At 70.9% G+C, this 17,630-nt stretch carries 17 protein-coding genes; 3 read left to right on the top strand and 14 right to left on the bottom strand.

What is annotated here, in order from left to right; translation table 11 throughout:
- Window positions 1–22 precede the first annotated feature (22 nt).
- The 5 genes from RKD05_RS07215 to RKD05_RS07195 form a co-directional block, all read right to left on the bottom strand.
- Entirely contained in the window at window positions 23–1,285 is a 1,263-nt protein-coding gene (locus RKD05_RS07215; protein WP_424709025.1) for an amidohydrolase family protein, read from the bottom strand.
- Window positions 1,285–2,082: an ABC transporter ATP-binding protein gene (locus tag RKD05_RS07210; protein WP_424709023.1), complete on the bottom strand. Its 798-nt coding sequence runs from the start codon at window positions 2,080–2,082 to the stop codon at window positions 1,285–1,287. Before RKD05_RS07210 ends, RKD05_RS07215 begins: the two co-directional genes overlap by 1 nt.
- A complete protein-coding gene (locus tag RKD05_RS07205) occupies window positions 2,079–3,383 on the bottom strand; it encodes a dipeptide/oligopeptide/nickel ABC transporter permease/ATP-binding protein (RefSeq protein ID WP_424711790.1) in 1,305 nt (434 codons plus the stop codon). The genes RKD05_RS07210 and RKD05_RS07205 overlap by 4 nt, the downstream gene beginning before the upstream one ends.
- 380 nt (window positions 3,384–3,763) lie before the next feature.
- Window positions 3,764–4,792 carry an ABC transporter permease gene (locus tag RKD05_RS07200; protein WP_424709022.1) on the bottom strand — a complete coding sequence of 343 codons (1,029 nt, stop codon included), beginning with the start codon at window positions 4,790–4,792 and terminating at the stop codon, window positions 3,764–3,766.
- Between the two features lie 17 nt (window positions 4,793–4,809).
- Window positions 4,810–6,369 carry an ABC transporter substrate-binding protein gene (locus tag RKD05_RS07195; protein WP_424709020.1) on the bottom strand — a complete coding sequence of 520 codons (1,560 nt, stop codon included), beginning with the start codon at window positions 6,367–6,369 and terminating at the stop codon, window positions 4,810–4,812.
- A gap of 126 nt (window positions 6,370–6,495) precedes the next feature.
- Here RKD05_RS07195 and RKD05_RS07190 point away from each other — a divergent pair, with 126 nt between their 5' ends.
- From RKD05_RS07190 to RKD05_RS07180, 3 genes are all read left to right on the top strand, one after another.
- On the top strand, window positions 6,496–7,518 hold the full coding sequence (locus RKD05_RS07190; protein WP_424709019.1) for an Lrp/AsnC family transcriptional regulator: 1,023 nt from the start codon (window positions 6,496–6,498) through the stop codon (window positions 7,516–7,518).
- A gap of 143 nt (window positions 7,519–7,661) precedes the next feature.
- Window positions 7,662–7,970 carry a helix-turn-helix domain-containing protein gene (locus RKD05_RS07185; protein WP_424709017.1) on the top strand — a complete coding sequence of 103 codons (309 nt, stop codon included), beginning with the start codon at window positions 7,662–7,664 and terminating at the stop codon, window positions 7,968–7,970.
- Window positions 7,963–9,147, top strand: a complete 1,185-nt coding sequence (locus RKD05_RS07180) for a type II toxin-antitoxin system HipA family toxin (protein WP_424709015.1) — start codon at window positions 7,963–7,965, stop codon at window positions 9,145–9,147. Before RKD05_RS07185 ends, RKD05_RS07180 begins: the two co-directional genes overlap by 8 nt.
- 11 nt (window positions 9,148–9,158) lie before the next feature.
- Here RKD05_RS07180 and RKD05_RS07175 read toward each other — a convergent pair whose 3' ends face one another.
- The 9 genes from RKD05_RS07175 to RKD05_RS07135 form a co-directional block, all read right to left on the bottom strand.
- Complete coding sequence (locus RKD05_RS07175) at window positions 9,159–9,599, bottom strand: BLUF domain-containing protein (RefSeq protein ID WP_424709013.1); 441 nt, start codon at window positions 9,597–9,599, stop codon at window positions 9,159–9,161.
- The gene (locus RKD05_RS07170) at window positions 9,599–9,883 is read right to left on the bottom strand and encodes a hypothetical protein (protein ID WP_424709011.1); all 285 of its coding nucleotides are present in this window, start codon (window positions 9,881–9,883) and stop codon (window positions 9,599–9,601) included. The genes RKD05_RS07175 and RKD05_RS07170 overlap by 1 nt, the downstream gene beginning before the upstream one ends.
- Before the next feature lie 86 nt (window positions 9,884–9,969).
- Window positions 9,970–10,368 (bottom strand): ester cyclase, encoded by a 399-nt coding sequence (locus tag RKD05_RS07165; RefSeq protein WP_424709010.1) that lies wholly within the window; start codon window positions 10,366–10,368, stop codon window positions 9,970–9,972.
- 66 nt (window positions 10,369–10,434) lie between these two features.
- A complete protein-coding gene (locus RKD05_RS07160) occupies window positions 10,435–12,006 on the bottom strand; it encodes a GMC oxidoreductase (RefSeq protein ID WP_424709009.1) in 1,572 nt (523 codons plus the stop codon).
- Between the two features lie 33 nt (window positions 12,007–12,039).
- On the bottom strand, window positions 12,040–13,539 hold the full coding sequence (locus RKD05_RS07155) for an MFS transporter (RefSeq protein WP_424709008.1): 1,500 nt from the start codon (window positions 13,537–13,539) through the stop codon (window positions 12,040–12,042).
- Between the two features lie 129 nt (window positions 13,540–13,668).
- Window positions 13,669–14,445, bottom strand: coding sequence for an SDR family NAD(P)-dependent oxidoreductase (locus RKD05_RS07150; protein WP_424709006.1), 777 nt, complete (start codon window positions 14,443–14,445; stop codon window positions 13,669–13,671).
- The gene (locus RKD05_RS07145; RefSeq protein WP_424709004.1) at window positions 14,442–15,443 is read right to left on the bottom strand and encodes a fumarylacetoacetate hydrolase family protein; all 1,002 of its coding nucleotides are present in this window, start codon (window positions 15,441–15,443) and stop codon (window positions 14,442–14,444) included. The genes RKD05_RS07150 and RKD05_RS07145 overlap by 4 nt, the downstream gene beginning before the upstream one ends.
- Entirely contained in the window at window positions 15,440–16,465 is a 1,026-nt protein-coding gene (locus tag RKD05_RS07140) for an amidohydrolase family protein (RefSeq protein WP_424709002.1), read from the bottom strand. The genes RKD05_RS07145 and RKD05_RS07140 overlap by 4 nt, the downstream gene beginning before the upstream one ends.
- Window positions 16,462–17,595 (bottom strand): FAD-dependent monooxygenase, encoded by a 1,134-nt coding sequence (locus tag RKD05_RS07135; RefSeq protein ID WP_424709000.1) that lies wholly within the window; start codon window positions 17,593–17,595, stop codon window positions 16,462–16,464. The genes RKD05_RS07140 and RKD05_RS07135 overlap by 4 nt, the downstream gene beginning before the upstream one ends.
- Window positions 17,596–17,630 lie beyond the last annotated feature (35 nt).

Genomic DNA, 17,630 nt, shown 5'->3' with positions numbered 1-17,630 from the left:
CGGCCGCGGCGCGCCCGGGCCGTCAGGCCCCGACGGGCACGCGCTCCGAGACGAGGAGATCCTTGAAGATCCGGCCCGCTTTGGCCACGACGACCACGTTCTCGGGAGAACCCAGTGCGGATATGTCGGTCAGCGGGTCGACGTCGGCGACGACGAAGTCGGCGATCTTGCCGGCTTCGAGCGTGCCCAGGCGGTCGTCGACGCGCAGGAGCTCGGCCGCGAGCGCCGTGCCCGCACGCAAGGCGTTCATCGGCGACATGCCGAGCTCCACGAGGTGCGAGAGCTCGGCGAGATTGCGCCCGTGCGCGCAGATCCCGGAATCGGTGCCCATCGCGAAGCGCGCGCCCCGCTCGATGGCGCGGGCGATGTTCACCCGCGTGATCTCGACCCAGCGCACCTTCTTCTCGTAGTGGAACGGTTGCATGCGCTCCTTCACGAGCGGCGTGAAGACCGTGGAGAGCGTCGGCACGAGGAACGTGCCGTTCTCACCCGCCAGGTCGATCCCCTGGTCGTCGATGCCGTAGGCGTGCTCGACGCTGTCGACCCCGCCGCGCAGCGCAGCGAGGATGCCGGCGGTTCCCTGTGCGTGTGCGGCGATCGGCCGACCACCGTGGCGGTCGACCTCGTCCCGGATGGCGCGGATCTCGTCCGCGGTGATCCCCTCGTCGGTCGGCTGGTCGTGGGGACTGGACATCCCGCCGGTGGTGCAGACCTTGATGACGTCCGCACCGTCGCGCAGCAGGCGACGGGTGGCCGTGCGCACCTCGTCGACGGTGTCGGCGATCTCGTCGGACGCGGACACGTGGTACGTCACGTGACCGCCCGGAAGGTGGAAGTCGGAGTGCCCTCCCGTGTGACTCATGATGCGGACGGCCGTGTGCAGGCGCGGACCCACCACGAGCCCCTGCTCGACCGCGGACTTGTGCCCCAGAGTCAACCCGGCGAGGTCGCGCGCCGTTGTCACCCCCGCGTGGAGGGTCTGCTCGAGTCGCCGTCCGGTCTCGAACACGACCTGCACCGGGTCGGTGGTGAGGTCGTGGAAGGGACCGTTGCCGGAGTCGAAGCCGAGGTGCACGTGCGCGTCGATGAAGCCGGGCAGAAGCGTGCGGCGCCCGAGGTCGCGCGTGACCGTCGCCGCGACGACGGGCGCGCGGGCGGCGGGGCCCGCGAAGAGGATGCGTCCGTCCTCGTCGACGTGCAATTCGGCATCGGGCACGGGAGCCGCGCCGGTGCCGTCGATCAGCCGGGCGCCGGTCAGGCGCAGAGAGACGGAGGAGATCGTCATCAGTGGATCCTTTCGAGGGCGGTCTCGAGCGTGAAGTCCGGGGAGCCGGGGACGGATGCCAGCAGCTCGCGGGTGTAGGGATGCTGCGGTGTCGCGAACACCTCACGGACGGAGCCGTACTCGACGATGTCGCCGGCGCTCATGACGGCGACCTCGTCGCACACGACATTGACCACCGCGAGGTTGTGGGAGATGAACAGCATCGTCAGCCCCAGGTCGCGCCGGAGCTCCGCGAGCAGGCGCAGCACTTCGGCCTGCACCGAGACGTCCAGTGCCGACGTGACCTCATCCGCGACGAGGACGCGGGGCTCCACCGCGAGCCCGCGCGCGATGGCGATGCGCTGACGCTGACCCCCGGAGAACTCGTGGGGGTAGCGTCCGACGGCATCGCGCGGGATACGCACGCGATCCAGCAGTTCGTCGATCCGCGCACGCGAGCCTCGCACGGAGGGGCGGACGGGGTCGATCGCCTCGGCGAGCGCCTGGCCGATCGTTCGGCGAGGGTTCAAGGACGAGTAGGGGTCCTGCGGGATCAGCTGCACGCTCCGGTGCAGCCGTCTGCGGCCCGCGCGATCGGCATCCCCGACCTCGATGCCCGCCACCTCCACGACACCCGACGTGGGGGCGACCGAGCCGACCAGCACCTTGGCGAGCGTCGATTTGCCCGAGCCGGACTCGCCGACGAGACCGACCGCGGCGCCGCGCGCGACGTCGAGATCGACGCCGCGCAGCACTTCGCTCCGGCCGAAGGAGACGCGCAGGTCGCGCACGCTGATGAGCGAACCGAGATCCGTCATGCGGACACCTCCGGGCGGGCGACGTCGAACGCGGGGTTCGCCTCGAGCAGGCTGCGCGTGTACGGGTGGCGGGCGTGTTCGTGGTCGAGATGTGCGGCCGGCAGCTCTTCGACGATCTCGCCGTCCTTCATCACGAGCACGCGATGGCAGAGCGCGCGCACCACGGCGATGTCATGAGAGATGAACAGCAGTGCGCATCCGTTCTCGATGCTCACGCGGCGGAGTTCCCGCAGGATCTCGCGCTGAACGGTCACATCGAGGGCTGTCGTCGGCTCGTCGGCGATGATCAGTTCGGGTGTGACAGTGAGGGCGGAGGAGAGCATCGCCCGCTGTCGCATCCCCCCGGACCACTCATGAGGACGCTGGCGCATGCGGCGCGGCGCGTCGGACACCCGCACCGCCTCGAGGGCTCCCCTGACGGCGGCGTCGGCCTGGGAGCGACTGCGGCCGAAGTGGGCGCGGAGAACCTGACCCAGCTGAGCGCCCATCCGCAGGGCCGGGTTGAAGGTCGTTCCCGGGTCCTGGTACACGAGCGCGATCGCCCGCGCCATCGCCGCGGGCGGCTGGCGCCGGAGCAGATCCTTGTCGCCCAGGGTGAGCCGCCGAGCGCTCGCCTCCAGACCGTCGGGGAGGAGGCGGGCCACGGTCAGGGCGGTGAGGGACTTGCCGGACCCCGACTCCCCGACGATGCCGAGCATCTCACCTCGCCCGATGCTGAACGAGACGCCCTTGACCAGAGCGACGCCGTCGGCACGCGAGACCACGACGTTCTCGGCGTGCAGCAGCGCGTCGCCAGGCGCGTGCAGCTCCGTCGGCCGCACGGGAGCGGCACGACGCGGCGCGGGCCGGCGCGGATCGGCGCGAGCGGCGAGGCCGTCGCCGAGCAGCATGGCGGCGACACCGGCGAGCACGATGAGCGCGGCGGGACCGACCACCTGATACGCGCGACCCGCGAGGAGCGACGGAAGCGCCTCGTTCAGGAGCTTGCCGTAGTCGTAGGCGGGCGATTGAACCCCGAGCCCGACGAAGGACAGCGCGGAGATCGCCGTCAGCGACGCGGCGAAGGTGGAGGCCGTCAGCACCAGGATCGGTTCCGCGATGTTCGGCAGGACGTGCCGACGCAGGACGGCGAGCGGCGGCACACCGAGCAGGCGGGCGGTCTCGACGTAGTCGCGATGCAGGACCGATCCGGCGAGATTGGCGGCGAGCCGGGCGAAGTAGGGGATGCCGGAGACCCCGATCGCGACGACGGCCGAGGGAGCGCTCGCCCCGAGGATCGCGGCGACGACGAGAGCGAGCAGGAGACCCGGGAAGGCGACGAGGCTGTCGATCGCGCGCAGGGCGAGCTCCCGCGGCCCGCCCGGGCAGGAGCTGCACGACTCCGCCGAACAGCACGCCCCCGACGACGGCGATGAGGGTCGCCCCCGCGGTCATCAGCAGCGTGAGACGGGTCGCCACCAGGCTTCGGGCGAACATGTCGTGCCCCACGGCATCCGTCCCCAGCCAGTGCTCGGAGCTCGGCGGCTGCGACCGTGGACCCAGGGCGTCGGCCTGGCTCTGGAGCACGAGGGGAGCGACCACGGCGATGATCAGCAGGAGCGCTGCGAGCGCGAGACCGGCGATGAGTCCGGCGCTGCCGGCGCGCCGCCCGGGGGCGCTGCGCGTCGTGGATGCGACAGGGTCAGGAATCTGCATGACGTCCTCCGAGGGTGCGCGGGTCGACGATGCCGAGCAGGACGTCGACCAGCAGGTTGACCAGAGCGGCGACGAGGCCGATGACGAGCACCATCCCCTGGATGACGGGGAAGTCGCGGTTCAGGATGGCCTGGATGATTCCGGTTCCGAGGCCGGGAAGCGCGAAGACGCTCTCGATGACGAGCGCGCCCCCCAGCATGCCGCCCAGGATCAAGCCGCTCAGGGTCAGGGTCGAGGTGAGGAGGTTCGGGAGCGCATTGCGGAGGTACAGCGCGGCGGCACCGAGACGCCATCCGCGCGCGGTGCGCATGTAGTCCTCGGCGAGCGCCACCGCCGTCTCCCGACGCACGAGACGCGACACCATGCAGATCGGCCCGACCGAGAGCGCGAGCACGGGGAGGACGAGCGAGGCGACCGGGGCCGACGCCACGTAGGCCGGCGGGAGGAGCCACAGAACGCCGACGCCCGTGCCGAGGAGGACGACGAGGATCGTCGCGAAGATGTAGCCGGGCAGCGAGTCGAGGAGACCCGTGACCGCGCCGAAGCCGGTGTCGAGCCACGAACGTCGTCCGCCCCGGGTGAGCACACCGATCGTCAGACCGAGGGGAATCGAGACGAGCAGCACCAGGACGATGCTCGACAGCGCGATCGCCGCGGTGAACGGAAGGCGTGCAGCGATCAGTTCCGCAACCGGGCGCCCGTACATGAAGGACTGTCCGAGATCGCCCTGCACGAGTCCGCCGACGTACACGGCGAATTGCTGCCACACCGGCAGGTCGAGTCGCAGCCGCGAACGCAACGCCTCGATCTGCGCGGTCGTCGCGTCAGGACCGGCCAGCGCCACGGCGGGGTCGCCGGGGATGAGCTGGACGATGAGGAAGGACACCACGACCAGCACCGCGATCGTCGCCGCCAGTCCCGCCGCACGGCGCACGGCGAACCCGATCCAGGGGGAGGTCGCTGTGCGACGTGGCGACGACCGAAGCGCCGGCCGAGCGTGCGCGAGCTGTGTCATGGTGTCCTCCCCCGTCGTCACTTCGTGATGCGCATCGTCGACACGTCGAGGTAGTCGCCGAAGGCACGGATGCTGAATCCGTCGGCCATGAAGACGATCCCGGGCGTGCTCACCAGCGGCAGCGCGTCGACGCGCTGGAGGATGCTCTCCTGCGCGTCGCCCAGGGCGGCGCACTTCTCGGTGGCATCCGTGGCGCTCATCGCCCGCAGGAGGGCCGCGTAGCCCGCGTCGTTCGCCGCGCCCGTCTTCGACCGGCCCCCGTCCTCGGTCACCGGACCCATCGCCCGCAGGAGCGACGACGGCAGCGTGCCCATGATGTTCACGTCGCCCTGCAGCGTCATGTCCCACTCCGACCCGCCGGCACCGGTCGTGGAAGACCAGGTGGCGTTGTCCAGCGCGTTCACCTCGACCGTCGCGCCCTGCGCACGCAGGACCTCGGCGATGTAGTCGTTGGCCGCGCCGAACCCGGTGGTCCCGATGAGGCGGATGGTGACGCCCGACAGGGTGTTCGTGGCATCCGCGTCGTACGAGATCGCGCCAGCCGGGTCGTCGACGACACAGGCGAGGGCGTTGGAGGCGAGCGTGTGCAGCACCTCGCCGCGTCCGTTCGTCACGACGTCGTTGACCGCGCTGGGGTCGATGGCACGGGCCACGGCGAGGCGCAGATCGCGGTCGTCGGCGAAGATCGTGCCGGGGCGCTCGTTGAAGACGAGGTAGCTCGTCGAGTTGGTGTACGTGACCGAACGGAATCCGCTCGCGCCCTCCATGCGGTCCACGGCGTCGCCGAAGACCGGGGCGAGATCGATCGCTCCCGCCATGAGCTGCGTGGCCACGGTGGCGTCGTCCGCGATGGGGGTGAGCACGACCGTGCGGGCCGGGCGGCCCTCGAGAGGCGTCGCGAACGCGGGCCACTGGTCGTAGCCCTCGCGCAGCGCGAAGGTGTACGACACCGCGGGCTGCGCGGCGGCAAGGGTGTACGGGCCGGTGGTCGCCCCGGCGACCGTCCCGGCCGCGAGTCCGTCGAGATCGGCGAGGCCGGGAGCGCACACGATGCCGGACTGCGGCAGGCTGACACCCACGGGGAGGTCCGACCACGGCTCGGACAGCGACACTTTCACCGTGCCGGCCGCGTCGTCCGCCGTGACCGTCGCAGTCCCGGCGCCGATGGCCAGGCTGCGAGCCGACGACCCCGTCTCGGGGTCCATGAAACGCGCGAGGGACGCGGCGACCGCGTCGGGCGTGAGGGGCGATCCGTCGGAGCAGGTCGCGTCATCGCGCAGGGTGAAGACGTAGTTGCTCGCATCGATGGCCTCCCACGAACTCGCGAGGCCTCCCACGAGCACATTGCCGTCATCGCGGCGCAGCAGGGTGTCGTAGAGCAGCCGCGCCGTCGTGTAGTCGTCGGTGGCGCGCGAGAGGGCTGGGTCGAAGGTGCTCGGATCGGTGAGCAGCGTGGTGCGGATGGTCTCCACATCGCTGCCGCCGCCATTCACCTCCCCGCCCGCCGCACAGCCGGCGGTCGCGAGCACGCCCACCACGGCCAGAGTGGATGCGAGAAGACGATGCGATCGCGCCACGATTCCTCCAATTGGATACAAGAACTGCTATTCGGGATACTTTCCCCCATGATGTGGCGTCCGCGCGAATCGGCCACCCCATCGACGAAGACCGCACGAATCGTTCGATCGGAAGGCACCGGACGCATGGATATCCCCGAGCTCGACGCACTGGATTACCGCATTGTTAACGCGCTCCAGCTGCATCCACGCGCCTCGTGGGCCGAGTTGTCGAGCGTTCTGTCGTCGGATGCGAGCACGCTGTCCCGCCGCTGGAGCCGCCTCATCGACAGCGGAGCGGTGTGGTCGAGTTGCTTCTACATGCCGCTCGAGCGCCGGAAGCGGCAACCTCTCGCGTTCGTCGAGGTGCTCTGCCACCCGGCCGGCCTCGGCGAGACCGTCGACGCCCTGACGGTGATCCCCGAGGTGTTCAGTGTGCACGGCACCTCGGGTGACCGGCAGGTCTACGTCACGGTGGGCGCGACCTCTCTCGCGGAGATCGATCGGTGCGTACGCTCGCACATCGCCACCGCACCCGGTGTCACGACCACACGCGCGCACTATGTGCGGCGGGTCTTCCAAGAGGGCGGGCAGTGGCGCCTCGGCGCGCTCACCGACGCTCAGGCCGCGGCGATCGCCGCCCGACGACCCCAGCCGGCGTCCGACCTCGCGGCGGAACCGAGCCCCGAGGAGTGGAGTGTGCTCGAAGCACTGGCCGACGACGTCCGCCGTCCACTGGCTCACATCCGGGAACGCACCGGCGGCTCACTGGCGGCGGTATCTCGACGGGTCACGGCACTGCTGGGCGCGGACTGGGCGCACTGGCGCATCGACGTCGCGCACCGCGCGCTCGGCTACGAATGCGCGGTGATGCTCTGGCTGCGCGCTCCCCAGGAGAATCTCGAACAGATCGCCACGTCCTTCCGACTCCTGCCGGAGTCGCGCCTCATCGCCTCGGTGACCGGGCCGGCGAACCTCGCGATCTCCCTGTGGCTGCGGGACCTGGCCGACCTCGACGACCTCGAACGGCGTGTGGCCAAGGTCTATCCCCAGCTGTCGTTCACGGACGTATGGGTCGTCCCCCAGGTCTACAAGCGAGCGGGCCACATCCTCGACGCGAACGGGATGCAAGCGCGGCACGTGCCCTTCCGCGAGAACGGCGGCGACTGAGCACGGCGCCATCCCGCCGCGGACCCTCCGGGCGCAGCGCGAACGGCCTGGGCTTCAGCGGACCGCATAGGGGGGCACGTAAGAACGGTGCGCACACACCTAAATCGCTTTTAGATCTGTCAGCATCGAAGTAACATCAGTTCATGGCTAGTCCGACCCCGGTCCCCGTCACACGCGGCCTGCGAACGATCGGGCAGAACGTGGCCGATCAACGGAAACTGATGAATCTCACGGCCAAGATGGTCGCCGAGCGGGCAGGGGTCAACCCCCAGACGATCAGCAAGCTCGAGAACGGCGAAGGCACGACGCTGGAGATCGCTCTGCGCGTGCTGCGCGTCCTCGGCCTGCTGGATGCCGTCGTCACCGCGACCGATCCCTTCCAGACTCCACGCGGACGGCTGATGGCCGACGAGAAGCTGCCGCAACGGGTGCGGGTCCGCGGCGATGGCTGATAACTACACGGTGACGACGACGCTCCGGCGCGAAGAGGTCGTCGCCGGAATCCTGTACCGGGCTCGCACGTCCGGGACGTTCGTCTACGACACCGACTACCTGCGCCGCCGCGACGCCTTCGCCCTCGTCCCCGCTCTCGGGCTGTTCCCCGGCCCGCAAAGCCTCGGACCGCCGAACCCCTTCAGCGACTCCGCACCCGACACCTGGGGACGAAAGGTGCAGAACCGTGCCGCGGGCAGACGCCTCGACGACCTCACACTCATGCTCGGAGTGAACGACGAGGGACGCCAAGGCGCGACACGCTTCTGGCGGGACGGAACGGCTCTCGCCGACGGCGATGGGGTGCCCGCCGAGGCGGACCTGTCGGAGATCATCCGGGTCGCCGACCAGATCGAACGCGACGATCCGGACATCGACGAGGTCGCACTGCGGCGCCTGTTTCGAGCGACCGGCTCCCTGGGCGGGGCACGGCCCAAGGCCAACGTCCGCCTCGGCGACGAGTTGTGGCTCGCGAAGTTCCCCAAACCTCGCGGCGATGACTGGAACGTCATGGCTTGGGAGGCATCCATGCTCGACGCGATGGACCGCTGGGGGATCGACGTTCCCGCTCGGCGAACGAAACAGATCACGGTGGAGGGGACCGTCCGGACGGTCCTGTTCCTCCGTCGGTTCGATCGGGGACCCGGGGGAACCCGTATCCCGTACATCTCGGCGATGACGGCGCTCGAAGCCCAGGACGGCGAGGGGGGTGATTGGCTCGACCTCACCGATTTCGCGCGAGCCCACGGCGCGGACGTCACGCAGTTGTGGCGGCGTGCGGTCTTCGGGGTTCTGGTCGGCAACCTCGACGATCACTTGCGCAACCACGGCTTCCTCCGCCGAGGAGGCGGTTGGGCGCTCTCACCCGCATTCGACGTGAACCCCGAACCCCGTGACCACGGCGATGATCATGAACTCGCGCTCTTCGGCACCACGACCCTGGATTTCAGCGACTTCCTCACGAAGGAAGCCCTGTCGACGTTCGGAGTGAGCCCCGCCGAGGCTAGAGCTCACCTCGACGCGCTGCTCCCCCTCCTCGAGGCCATGCCGCGGTTCGCCGAGCATCACGGTGCGGACGTGCGAAGCATTCGGGTCATGCAGACCCGCCTCGAAGCGGCGGCGACCCGTCTCGGGTGAGGCCTCCGCCGCTACGCGGCGCGACGCCCGGATCGCACCCGGAACCACAGCGTGAGCTCGGCGAGCGCCCGCGCGGTGACCGTGGCATCCGTCGAATCGAGGTCGTCGAAGCTGTCGCGAAAACCCTCCGGCGGAGCCGAGGTCGACGTTCCGAGTGGCTCGTACCCCATCGTCCAGTCGGGGAAGCGGCGGTCGGCGATCGACTCCGACACCAGCAGCCGCACGTCGCGGTGGCGTGGGTCGCGGCCGATGCGGTCGATGGCATCCCGAACCGACGACTCCGGCCCCTCGAGCACCTGGAGGAACCGTCCGCGGCGGTACAGCAGCAGACCCGACAGGTCGGAATGGACGTTCGCGACGCGGCTCGACTCGAGGAGCCGCGCGAGGTCGTCGTCGTCGAACGGCTCGGCGGCCGTGCTCGAATACGTCATCGAGTAGAGGTCGTCGGCCATCAGGACACCGCCGATCCGGGGAGGGCGTCGGGCACCTGACGCAGTTCGATCACGGGATCGGCGACGGCCGCCGCCTGGGTGTGCGCGTGGGTGACGGCAGCCATCGCCGCGACGAGCCCGGGGAAACGGCCGACCGGACGGGAACGCCCGTTGTAGGCCCAGTAGGTTCCATCGGCCTCACGGTCGATGTAGCCCAGGAACGCCCCGCGCGCGCTCGCGACGTGGAACCCCTCCTCGACCCGCGACCACACGATCCCGGCACCCGGGCGATCGTCAACAGTCATTCAGCGTGTCCTTCCGCCCCGGCAGGGGCCCCGTTCCGAAAGTACACATGCCGGAGACGTCGGCCAGCCGCTTGACAGCCCCGCGGTCAGACCACTGCCGCGCGGATCGCGTCGGCGTCGTCGGTTCCGGATGCCTCGACCACGCGCCCACGCACGACCCGGTACATCGCGAACGAGGCGATGCTGACGCGCCGCCGCGTCGGCGGCACGTGCTGGAAGACGCCGGTGTGCGCGCCGCTCCCCCGCAGGTGCACGGCGAGGCGGTCGTCCTCGACGAGCACCTGGATGCGACGCCACTGCCAGTCGGGGAAGCCGCGCACGAGGTCGGTGTACTCCGCCACCCACGCGTCGGCCCCCGCGGGCAGGTGCGCACGGCGCACGTCCGGCGCGAGGAACTCCCGCAGCGCCTCGGGATCGTGGCGGTTGAGCACGTCGAGGAACTCCTGGAACCACTCACGCGTCTCCCAGGCCTCCACGCGCCCCATTATCCCCGTGCGTGAGGGGTCAAGATTTGTCGCCTCGCGGCGCGAGAAGCGACAAATCTTGACCCCTCACGCGCCCGTCAGCTCCTCCGCGAGGCGGCGGGCGCCGCGCACGGCGATCGCGACGCTCGTGAGCGTCGGGTTCATCGTGTTCGCGGTGGGGATGAGCCCGTTGCCGCCGACGAGCAGGTTCTCGAACCCCCAGACGTGCGAGTACGGGTCGGCGACCGAGGTCGCGGGGTCGGTACCCGCGCGCATCGTCCCCATGAAGTGCAGGCTCGAGCCATTCGGCAGCAGCCGCGGCTCGGCGATGAACGAGCCGAGCGCGGCACCCGCGCGCCGCAGCCGCTCGGTGGCCTCGGCGATCTCAGTATCCTCCCGCTCGGTCAGCGCGTACTCGATCGTGAAGTTGGGCAGCCCGCGGTAGTCGAGCTCGTCGTCGCTGAAGATCGCGCCGTCCTCGACGCGCGGGAACTTGCGCACACCGAACCCCATGTTGATGTACCCCCAGCGGTTGCCCGCGGCGGGGTGCGCGGGGTCGAGCGGGAACGGCGGGGTCTCGGCGTACATGATCTGCGCCGAATACGGGTGCTCGGGTTCGGAGAACGGGATGCGATTGACCGCGGCGACCGGATCCGCGGGGTTCATCGCGCGGCGGTCGAGCTCGGCCTGCAGCTCGTCGTCCGAGACGAGCTCGCTCATCCGCTCGCCGTCGAGCACGACGGTGCCGATGACGACGTGGTGCTCGGTGAGGTACCGGCCGAGGGGAGCGGGACGGATGCCGGAAGCCCAGAGCAACTGCGGCGAGCGGAACGCGTCGGCGGCGACGACGACGGCATCCGCCGGCACGAACTCCTCCTCGTGCGTGCGGAGGTCCTCCACCACGACGCCCTGCACGCGCGCACCGTCGTGCTCGATGCGGCGGACGAGGGTCAGGTCGCGCAGCTCGAACCGGGCCGCGGTGTCGGTGCCCGGCTCGATCAACGGGCCCAGGACCGTGTCGGTCCCGGCCCACCGCATCGTGCCGTCGGGCTGCGGGTCGCCGGCGACGGGCAGTGTGCTCACGCCGTAGCCCTCGGGGAGCTCGGCCCCGAACTCGCGGTCGAGGAGCGTGCGGATGGCGGCGCCCACGGGCGAGTCCGAGAACGCCGCGCTCTGCTTGTGCAGCAGGTCTTCCGCGGTCGAGACGAGGTCCTCCCACTCGTCGTCGGGGATGAAGTCGAGCTTCTCGCTGAACGCCGGGCGCGGGATCGCGCACGTCCAGTGCGCGCCCTGACCGCCGACGTTCGTCGCGGCGGCCGCGGCCGGGAAGGTCGGGGCGTGCGCAGAGCCCTCCCCACCGAAGTCGAGCAGGTGCGTGCCCTGGCGCGCCGTGAACATGCCCTCGACGATCGTGCCGGACGGGATGCCGAGCGAGTCGCGGAATTCCCCCGCCTGGGGCCCCTGCGACCGCTCGCGCGCGCGGGCCTTCTCGTCGGGGTCGACGATGTTGCGCACGCTCTCACCCGGGCGCTCGGTCACCTGCGGGCCGGCCTCGAACATGACCACGCGCGCGTGCGGAAGCGACTCGAGCAGCACGCGGGCGTACGCGGCGCCGATGGGTCCGCTGCCGACGACGGCGATCGTGGGGGTCTCGGACATGGTCTCTCCTTCGAGATCAGGCGGGCTGAGAGATCAGGCGGTCTGGCGCTCGGCGTCGGTTGCGGCGTCGACGGGCGCGGGCACCTCGTCGGACAGACGCCCTCCGGGCAGCAGCAGGGCGAAGACGATCCCGCAGGCGTAGACGAGCGCGAGCCCCAGGAACACTGGAGCGAACGTGTCATGGTAGATCACCGCGACCGCGTCCTGCACCTGCGGGGACGCGGCGCGCACCACCGCCGGCGTGAGGGTGCCGGCATCCAGTCCGGGCGGGAGGTGCGCGGCGACACCGAACCCGACCACGCCGCCGACGATCGCCGTCCCCACGGCCGACCCCACCTGGCGCACGAGGTTCGTGGTGGCGGTGACCGCGCCCAGGTCGGAGCGGGCGGCCGCGCTCTGCACGACGGCGAAGATGAGGTTCGTGAACGAGCCGGTGCCGATACCGACCACGGCCATCACGACCATCGGGACCCACAGCGGCAACCCCGCGGGCAGGGCGGCCATGACCGCGAGTCCCGCGGCTCCCAGGACCGTGCCGAACACGGGGTAGAAGCGGTAGCGACCGGAGCGGCTGACCAGCCAGCCGGTGAGCAGGTTGCTGACGAGCATGCCGAGCACGGTCGCGATCGGCACGAGGCCGGACAGGGTCGCGGTCGTGCGGTACGCCATCTGGATGTACGTCGGCACGAACGCGACGATCGCGAAGAGGCCAGAACCCACGATGAGCGACAGGCCGAGGCACGCGAGGATCGTGCGGTTGCGGAGGATCCGGGGCGGCAGGATCGGTTCGGCCGCGCGCCGCTCGATGCCGATGAGGGCCAGGATGCCGATCACCGCGGCCGCCGCGCAGGCCAGTGCCGCGGGACGCAGGGCATCGTCGCCGATCCAGGTGACCGCGAGCACGAGCGCGAGGAGCGTGCCGGTGAAGACGATCGAGCCCGGGATGTCGAAACGGGGGTGCGCACCACCGGGGAGGCGCGGGACCGCGACCGCGGCGAGCGCGAAGGCGGCGAGACCGATCGGGATGTTGATCCAGAACACCCAGGACCAGCCCCAGAAGTCGGTGATGAGACCGCCGACGACGGGTCCGACGACGATCGCGACGGGGAAGGCGGTGCCGATGATCGCCATGTAACGCGGGCGCTGTCGCGGGCTCGTGACGCGGGCGATGATCGTCTGCGACATGAGCTGGATGCCGGCGGAACCCAGCCCCTGGACGACGCGGGCGGCGATCAGCCACCCGAGGTCGGGGGCGAAGCCGCACGCGAGCGAAGCGACGAGGAACAGCCCGAGCGAGACGAGGAACACGCTGCGCGGGCCGACGACGTCGCCGAGCTTGCCGAGGACGGGCAGCATCACGGTGGCGGCGAGCGTGTAGCCGACCATGATCCAGCTCATGTACTCGAGCGCGCCGAGATCGCCGGCGATCGTGGCGAGCGACGTCGAGACGACGGTGTGGTCGAGGGCGCCGATGAACGACACCGCGAGAAGGGAGACGACGAGAATGCGGATGCGAGCGGGGGAGAGAGTCATGCGTGGGGCGCCCGTACGACCGGACGATCGACGCGACCGTATGTGCCGCTCCGGCTCCCTCACCGGGCGAACGGACCCGTGGGCCCCGACGTCCCGTCCATCATACCCGACTTATGTCGGTTTTCAACATTAGCGAAGGGCGTTCGACAGCACCGTCGCCGCGCCCGAGAGCGCCTGTCCTCCGTCGACGCCGATCTCGGTTCCCGTGAGGAAGGCGGCAGCATCCGACAGGAGGAAGGCCACGGTGTCGGCGACCTCGACCGCCTCACCGACACGCTGGAGCGGGATGATCGCGGTGTTCGCCTCCGCGAACGCGGCCGGCGCGGATGCCGTCATCGGGGTGCGGATGAAGCCAGGGTGGACCAGATTCACCCGGATGCCACGGGGTCCGAGTTCCGTCACGCTCGCGTGGGTGAGCCCGCGCAGCGCCCACTTGCTCGCGGTGTACGCGGCCGTGTAGTGCCCGCTGAGTCCCGCCACGGATCCGATGTTGACGATCGAGGAGCCGGCATCCATCGACGCAAGGAGGGCCTGGATGCCGAGCATGGCACCGGTGACGTTGACGGCGAAGACGCGGTCCCAGTCGGCGCGGGAGAGCTCGCCGATACGCGCCCGGTGCGTGATGCCGGCGTTGTTCACGAGCCCGCGCACGCGCCGGCCCTCGAGCGACGCGGCGAGTGCGCCCCAGTCCTCCTCGGACGCGACGTCGAGGCGCCGGTACTCGACTCGGCCCGCGAGATCCGCGGCACGATCACGCAGCTCCGGCGCCTCGTCGGCCCGGTCGACGGCGACGACGTCTGCCCCGAGGTCGGCGAGGAGCAGGGCTTCCTCCGCACCCTGCCCGCCAGCCGCGCCGGTCACCACGAACAGGTTGCCGGCGATGCCCGGAAAGCGCAGTTCCGTCATCGTCCGGTCGGGGAGCCCGAGGCGTCGGCGCGCACCCGCGCCCGGGAACGCGCGCGCGCCCGCGGGACCGCTGGCGCGGCGACCCGCTCCCCCACGACGTTGACGATCTCGCCGACGCCCTCGATCACCATGCGCACCTCGTCGCCGGGCTCGAGCGGGCGCGGGTCGAGCGCGCCACGGCGCCCCCACAGCTCACCGAGGCATCCGCCGTTGCCGACCGTGCCGGAGCCGAGCACATCGCCCGGCACCACCACGGAGTTCCGCGCGGCGTACATGACCAGCTCGGGGAACGGCCAGCCCATGTTCGACACCAGGTCGGCGCCGATGAGCTCGCCGTTGACGAACAGCTCGGCGCGCACCGCGAGGAAGCCGTCGGCGTCGAGGTACGGCTCGAGTTCGTCGGCCGTGACGATCCACGGTCCGAGCGTCATCGCGAAGTCCTTGCCCTTGGCGGGCCCCAGCCGCACCTTCATCTCCCGCGACTGCAGATCGCGCGCGGACCAGTCGTTCATCACGGTGTAGCCGAAGATGTGGGACGCCGCGTCCGTGGCATCCAGGTTCTCCCCATCCGAACCGGGCACCCCGCCGATGACCGCCGCCAGCTCCAGCTCGATGTCAAGCCGCTGGGTCTCGGGGATCGCGACGACGTCGCCGGTCGCGCGGACCGTGTGCGGGTTGGTGAAGTAGAACGTCGGGGCTTCGTACCACTCGGGCACGACCTCGCTCTTGCCGTCGACCGACGCGCTCACGCCCTCGACGTGCTCCTCGAACGCGACGAAGTCACGGATCGAGGCCGGCACGAGCGGGGCGAGCAGGCGGACGTCGGCCAGTGGCCGGGCCGCCCCGGCGTCTCGCCGCGCGTACAGTGCGGAAGCGGCGGCGAGACCCTGCGCGAGCACCTCGGCCACGCGCAGTCCGTCGGGGAACGGGATCACCGAATCTCCGTCGACGAACCCCTCCCCGATGTCGGCCCCGTCGACCCACCGCGCGATCCTCACGCGTGCACCCGCGTCCGCAGCAGCGCCTCGGCGTTGCTCCCCAGGATCGCGATCGCGTCGGCCTCGGCGAGCCCCGCGCCGCGGACGAAGGCGACGGGGTCGTCGAGCCCCATGTCGAACGGGAAGTCGCTGCCCAGCAGCACCCGGTCGGCCCCGGCGACCTCGACGAGCCAGCGCAGCGCCCGCTCGTCGTGCACCACCGTGTCGAACCACAGCTTCGAGAGGTAGCTCGAGGGCGCGTGCGCGCAGCCGTGCGCCTCGGGCCGCACCTTCCACGCGCGGTCGGAGCGGCCGATCGCGGTGGGAAGGTATCCGCCGCCGTGCGCCGCGACGAGCCGGAGCCCCGGATGCCGGTCCAGCACGCCCGCGAAGATGAGGTGCGAGAGCGCGACGGCGTTCTCCGTGGGCTGGCCGACCGTGTTGGAGAGGTAGAACCGGTCGAGGCGCTCGTCGAGCGAGCAGCCGAAGGGGTGCAGGAACACCACCGCCCGGAGCTCGGCGGCGCGCGCCCAGAACGGCTCCAGCCGGTCGTCGCTGAGCTCGACGTCGCCGGCGAACGACGAGATCTCGACGCCCGCGAGCCCGCGCCCGAGCACCGCGTCGTCGAGGGCGTCGACGACGAGGTGCGGGTGCTGCAGCGGAACGGTGCCGAGTCCGACGAGACGGTCGGGCGCCGCCGCGACGTGTTCGGCGATGAGGCGGTTCGCCTCGCCGGTCGTCCACGTCGCGAGACCCTCGTTCGCCCACGGGTAGAAGTGGTTCGGCGACGGGCTGACCCACTGCCGGTCGACGCCCTGGGCGTCCATCGCGGCCAGGCGCGCCTCGACGGAGGTGAGGCGCGGAAACCGCTCGCCGATCATGCGACCCGAGGCCTGGAGGCTCGCGAGACCGTTGCGACGCAGCTCGAGGTCGGCCGCGGCCTGCACCTCGTCGGGCACGCGCCGCTCCACCTCGGCGTGCAGCCCCGGCATGAGGAGGTGGGCGTGGACGTCCGTGACGCCGTGCCCCGCGACGGCGCTCATGCGCGGGCCGCCGTGAGCTGCGCGACGCCGAACATCAGGCCGCCCATGTCGGCGTCGCGGACGCCGTCGAGCTGCCATTGACCGAGCTGCACCGACGCGTCGACGATGGCTTTGGCCCGCGCGACGCGTCGCTCGTGGAACGCGTCCCACAGCGCCTGGTCCACGGCATCCCGTCCGATGAGCAGCTCGGTGAGCACCGAGGCGTCCTCGAGTCCCTGCGCCGCGCCCTGCGCGATCGTCGGCGGGCAGCTGTGCGCGGCGTCGCCGATCACGACGACGCGGCCGCGGTTCCACGGCGCCTCGACGAGGTGTCGCGTGAACCAGGTGTAGTTGGCATCCGCCCCCGCCTCGATGTCGGCGCGGATGTGGTTCCACGGACCGTCGTACGCACGCGACTGCTCGACCATGATGCGCCGCGCCTCCTCGGGCGACACGTGCGAACGGTCCTGCGCGGCCTCCACCAGGAACGCGTACATCGTGTCGTCGCCGGTGGGCGTGTACCCGGCGATGTACATCGGCCCGCCGTAGTACAGCTCGCTGCGGTCGACGTCGGGCGGCAGCGACACGAAGGTCCGCCAGATGCCCATGCCCGTCTGCTCGGGAGAGACGTGGATGCCGATCAGCTCGCGCACCGCGGAGTGCAGGCCGTCGGCGCCCACGAGCAGGTCGAACATGCCCACGGACTCGCCGTCGACCTCGACCGTGACGCCGTCGTCGGTCTGCGAGAGCCCGGTGATCCGCCGACCGAAATGCACGCGGGCGCCGTGCGCCTGTGCCGCCGCGAGGAGGATCCGGGCGAGATCGGGGCGCGACATGCCCATCGTCGAGGGATAGTCGGGCCCGCCGGTCTTGAGGTCGGGAAGGGCGGCGACCACGGGCGCACCGGGGCCGGGGGCGCGGAGATTCAGTCCCTCGAACGCCTTGCCCGCGGCTGCCACCTCGCCCCACACGCCGAGCTCGTCGAAGACGCGCAGCGCATTGCCCTGCAGCGTGATGCCCGAGCCGCGCGTCGGGAGGGCGGGCTGGGCGTCGTAGAGGTCGACCTCGACCCCGGCCCTCGCGAGGAAGATGGCGGATGCCAGGCCGGCGACGCCGGCACCGGCGATGGCGACTCGTTGGACGGCGGTCATGTCAGAACCTCTCTGTTCTTACGACGGGGGGATCG

Origin of the sequence: Microbacterium sp. SLBN-111 (assembly GCF_049739645.1) — a bacterium.
Taxonomy (GTDB): Bacteria; Actinomycetota; Actinomycetes; order Actinomycetales; family Microbacteriaceae; genus Microbacterium.
The sequence above is the reverse complement of the archived record's forward strand: the minus strand, read 5'-3'. Positions and strand labels throughout refer to the sequence as shown.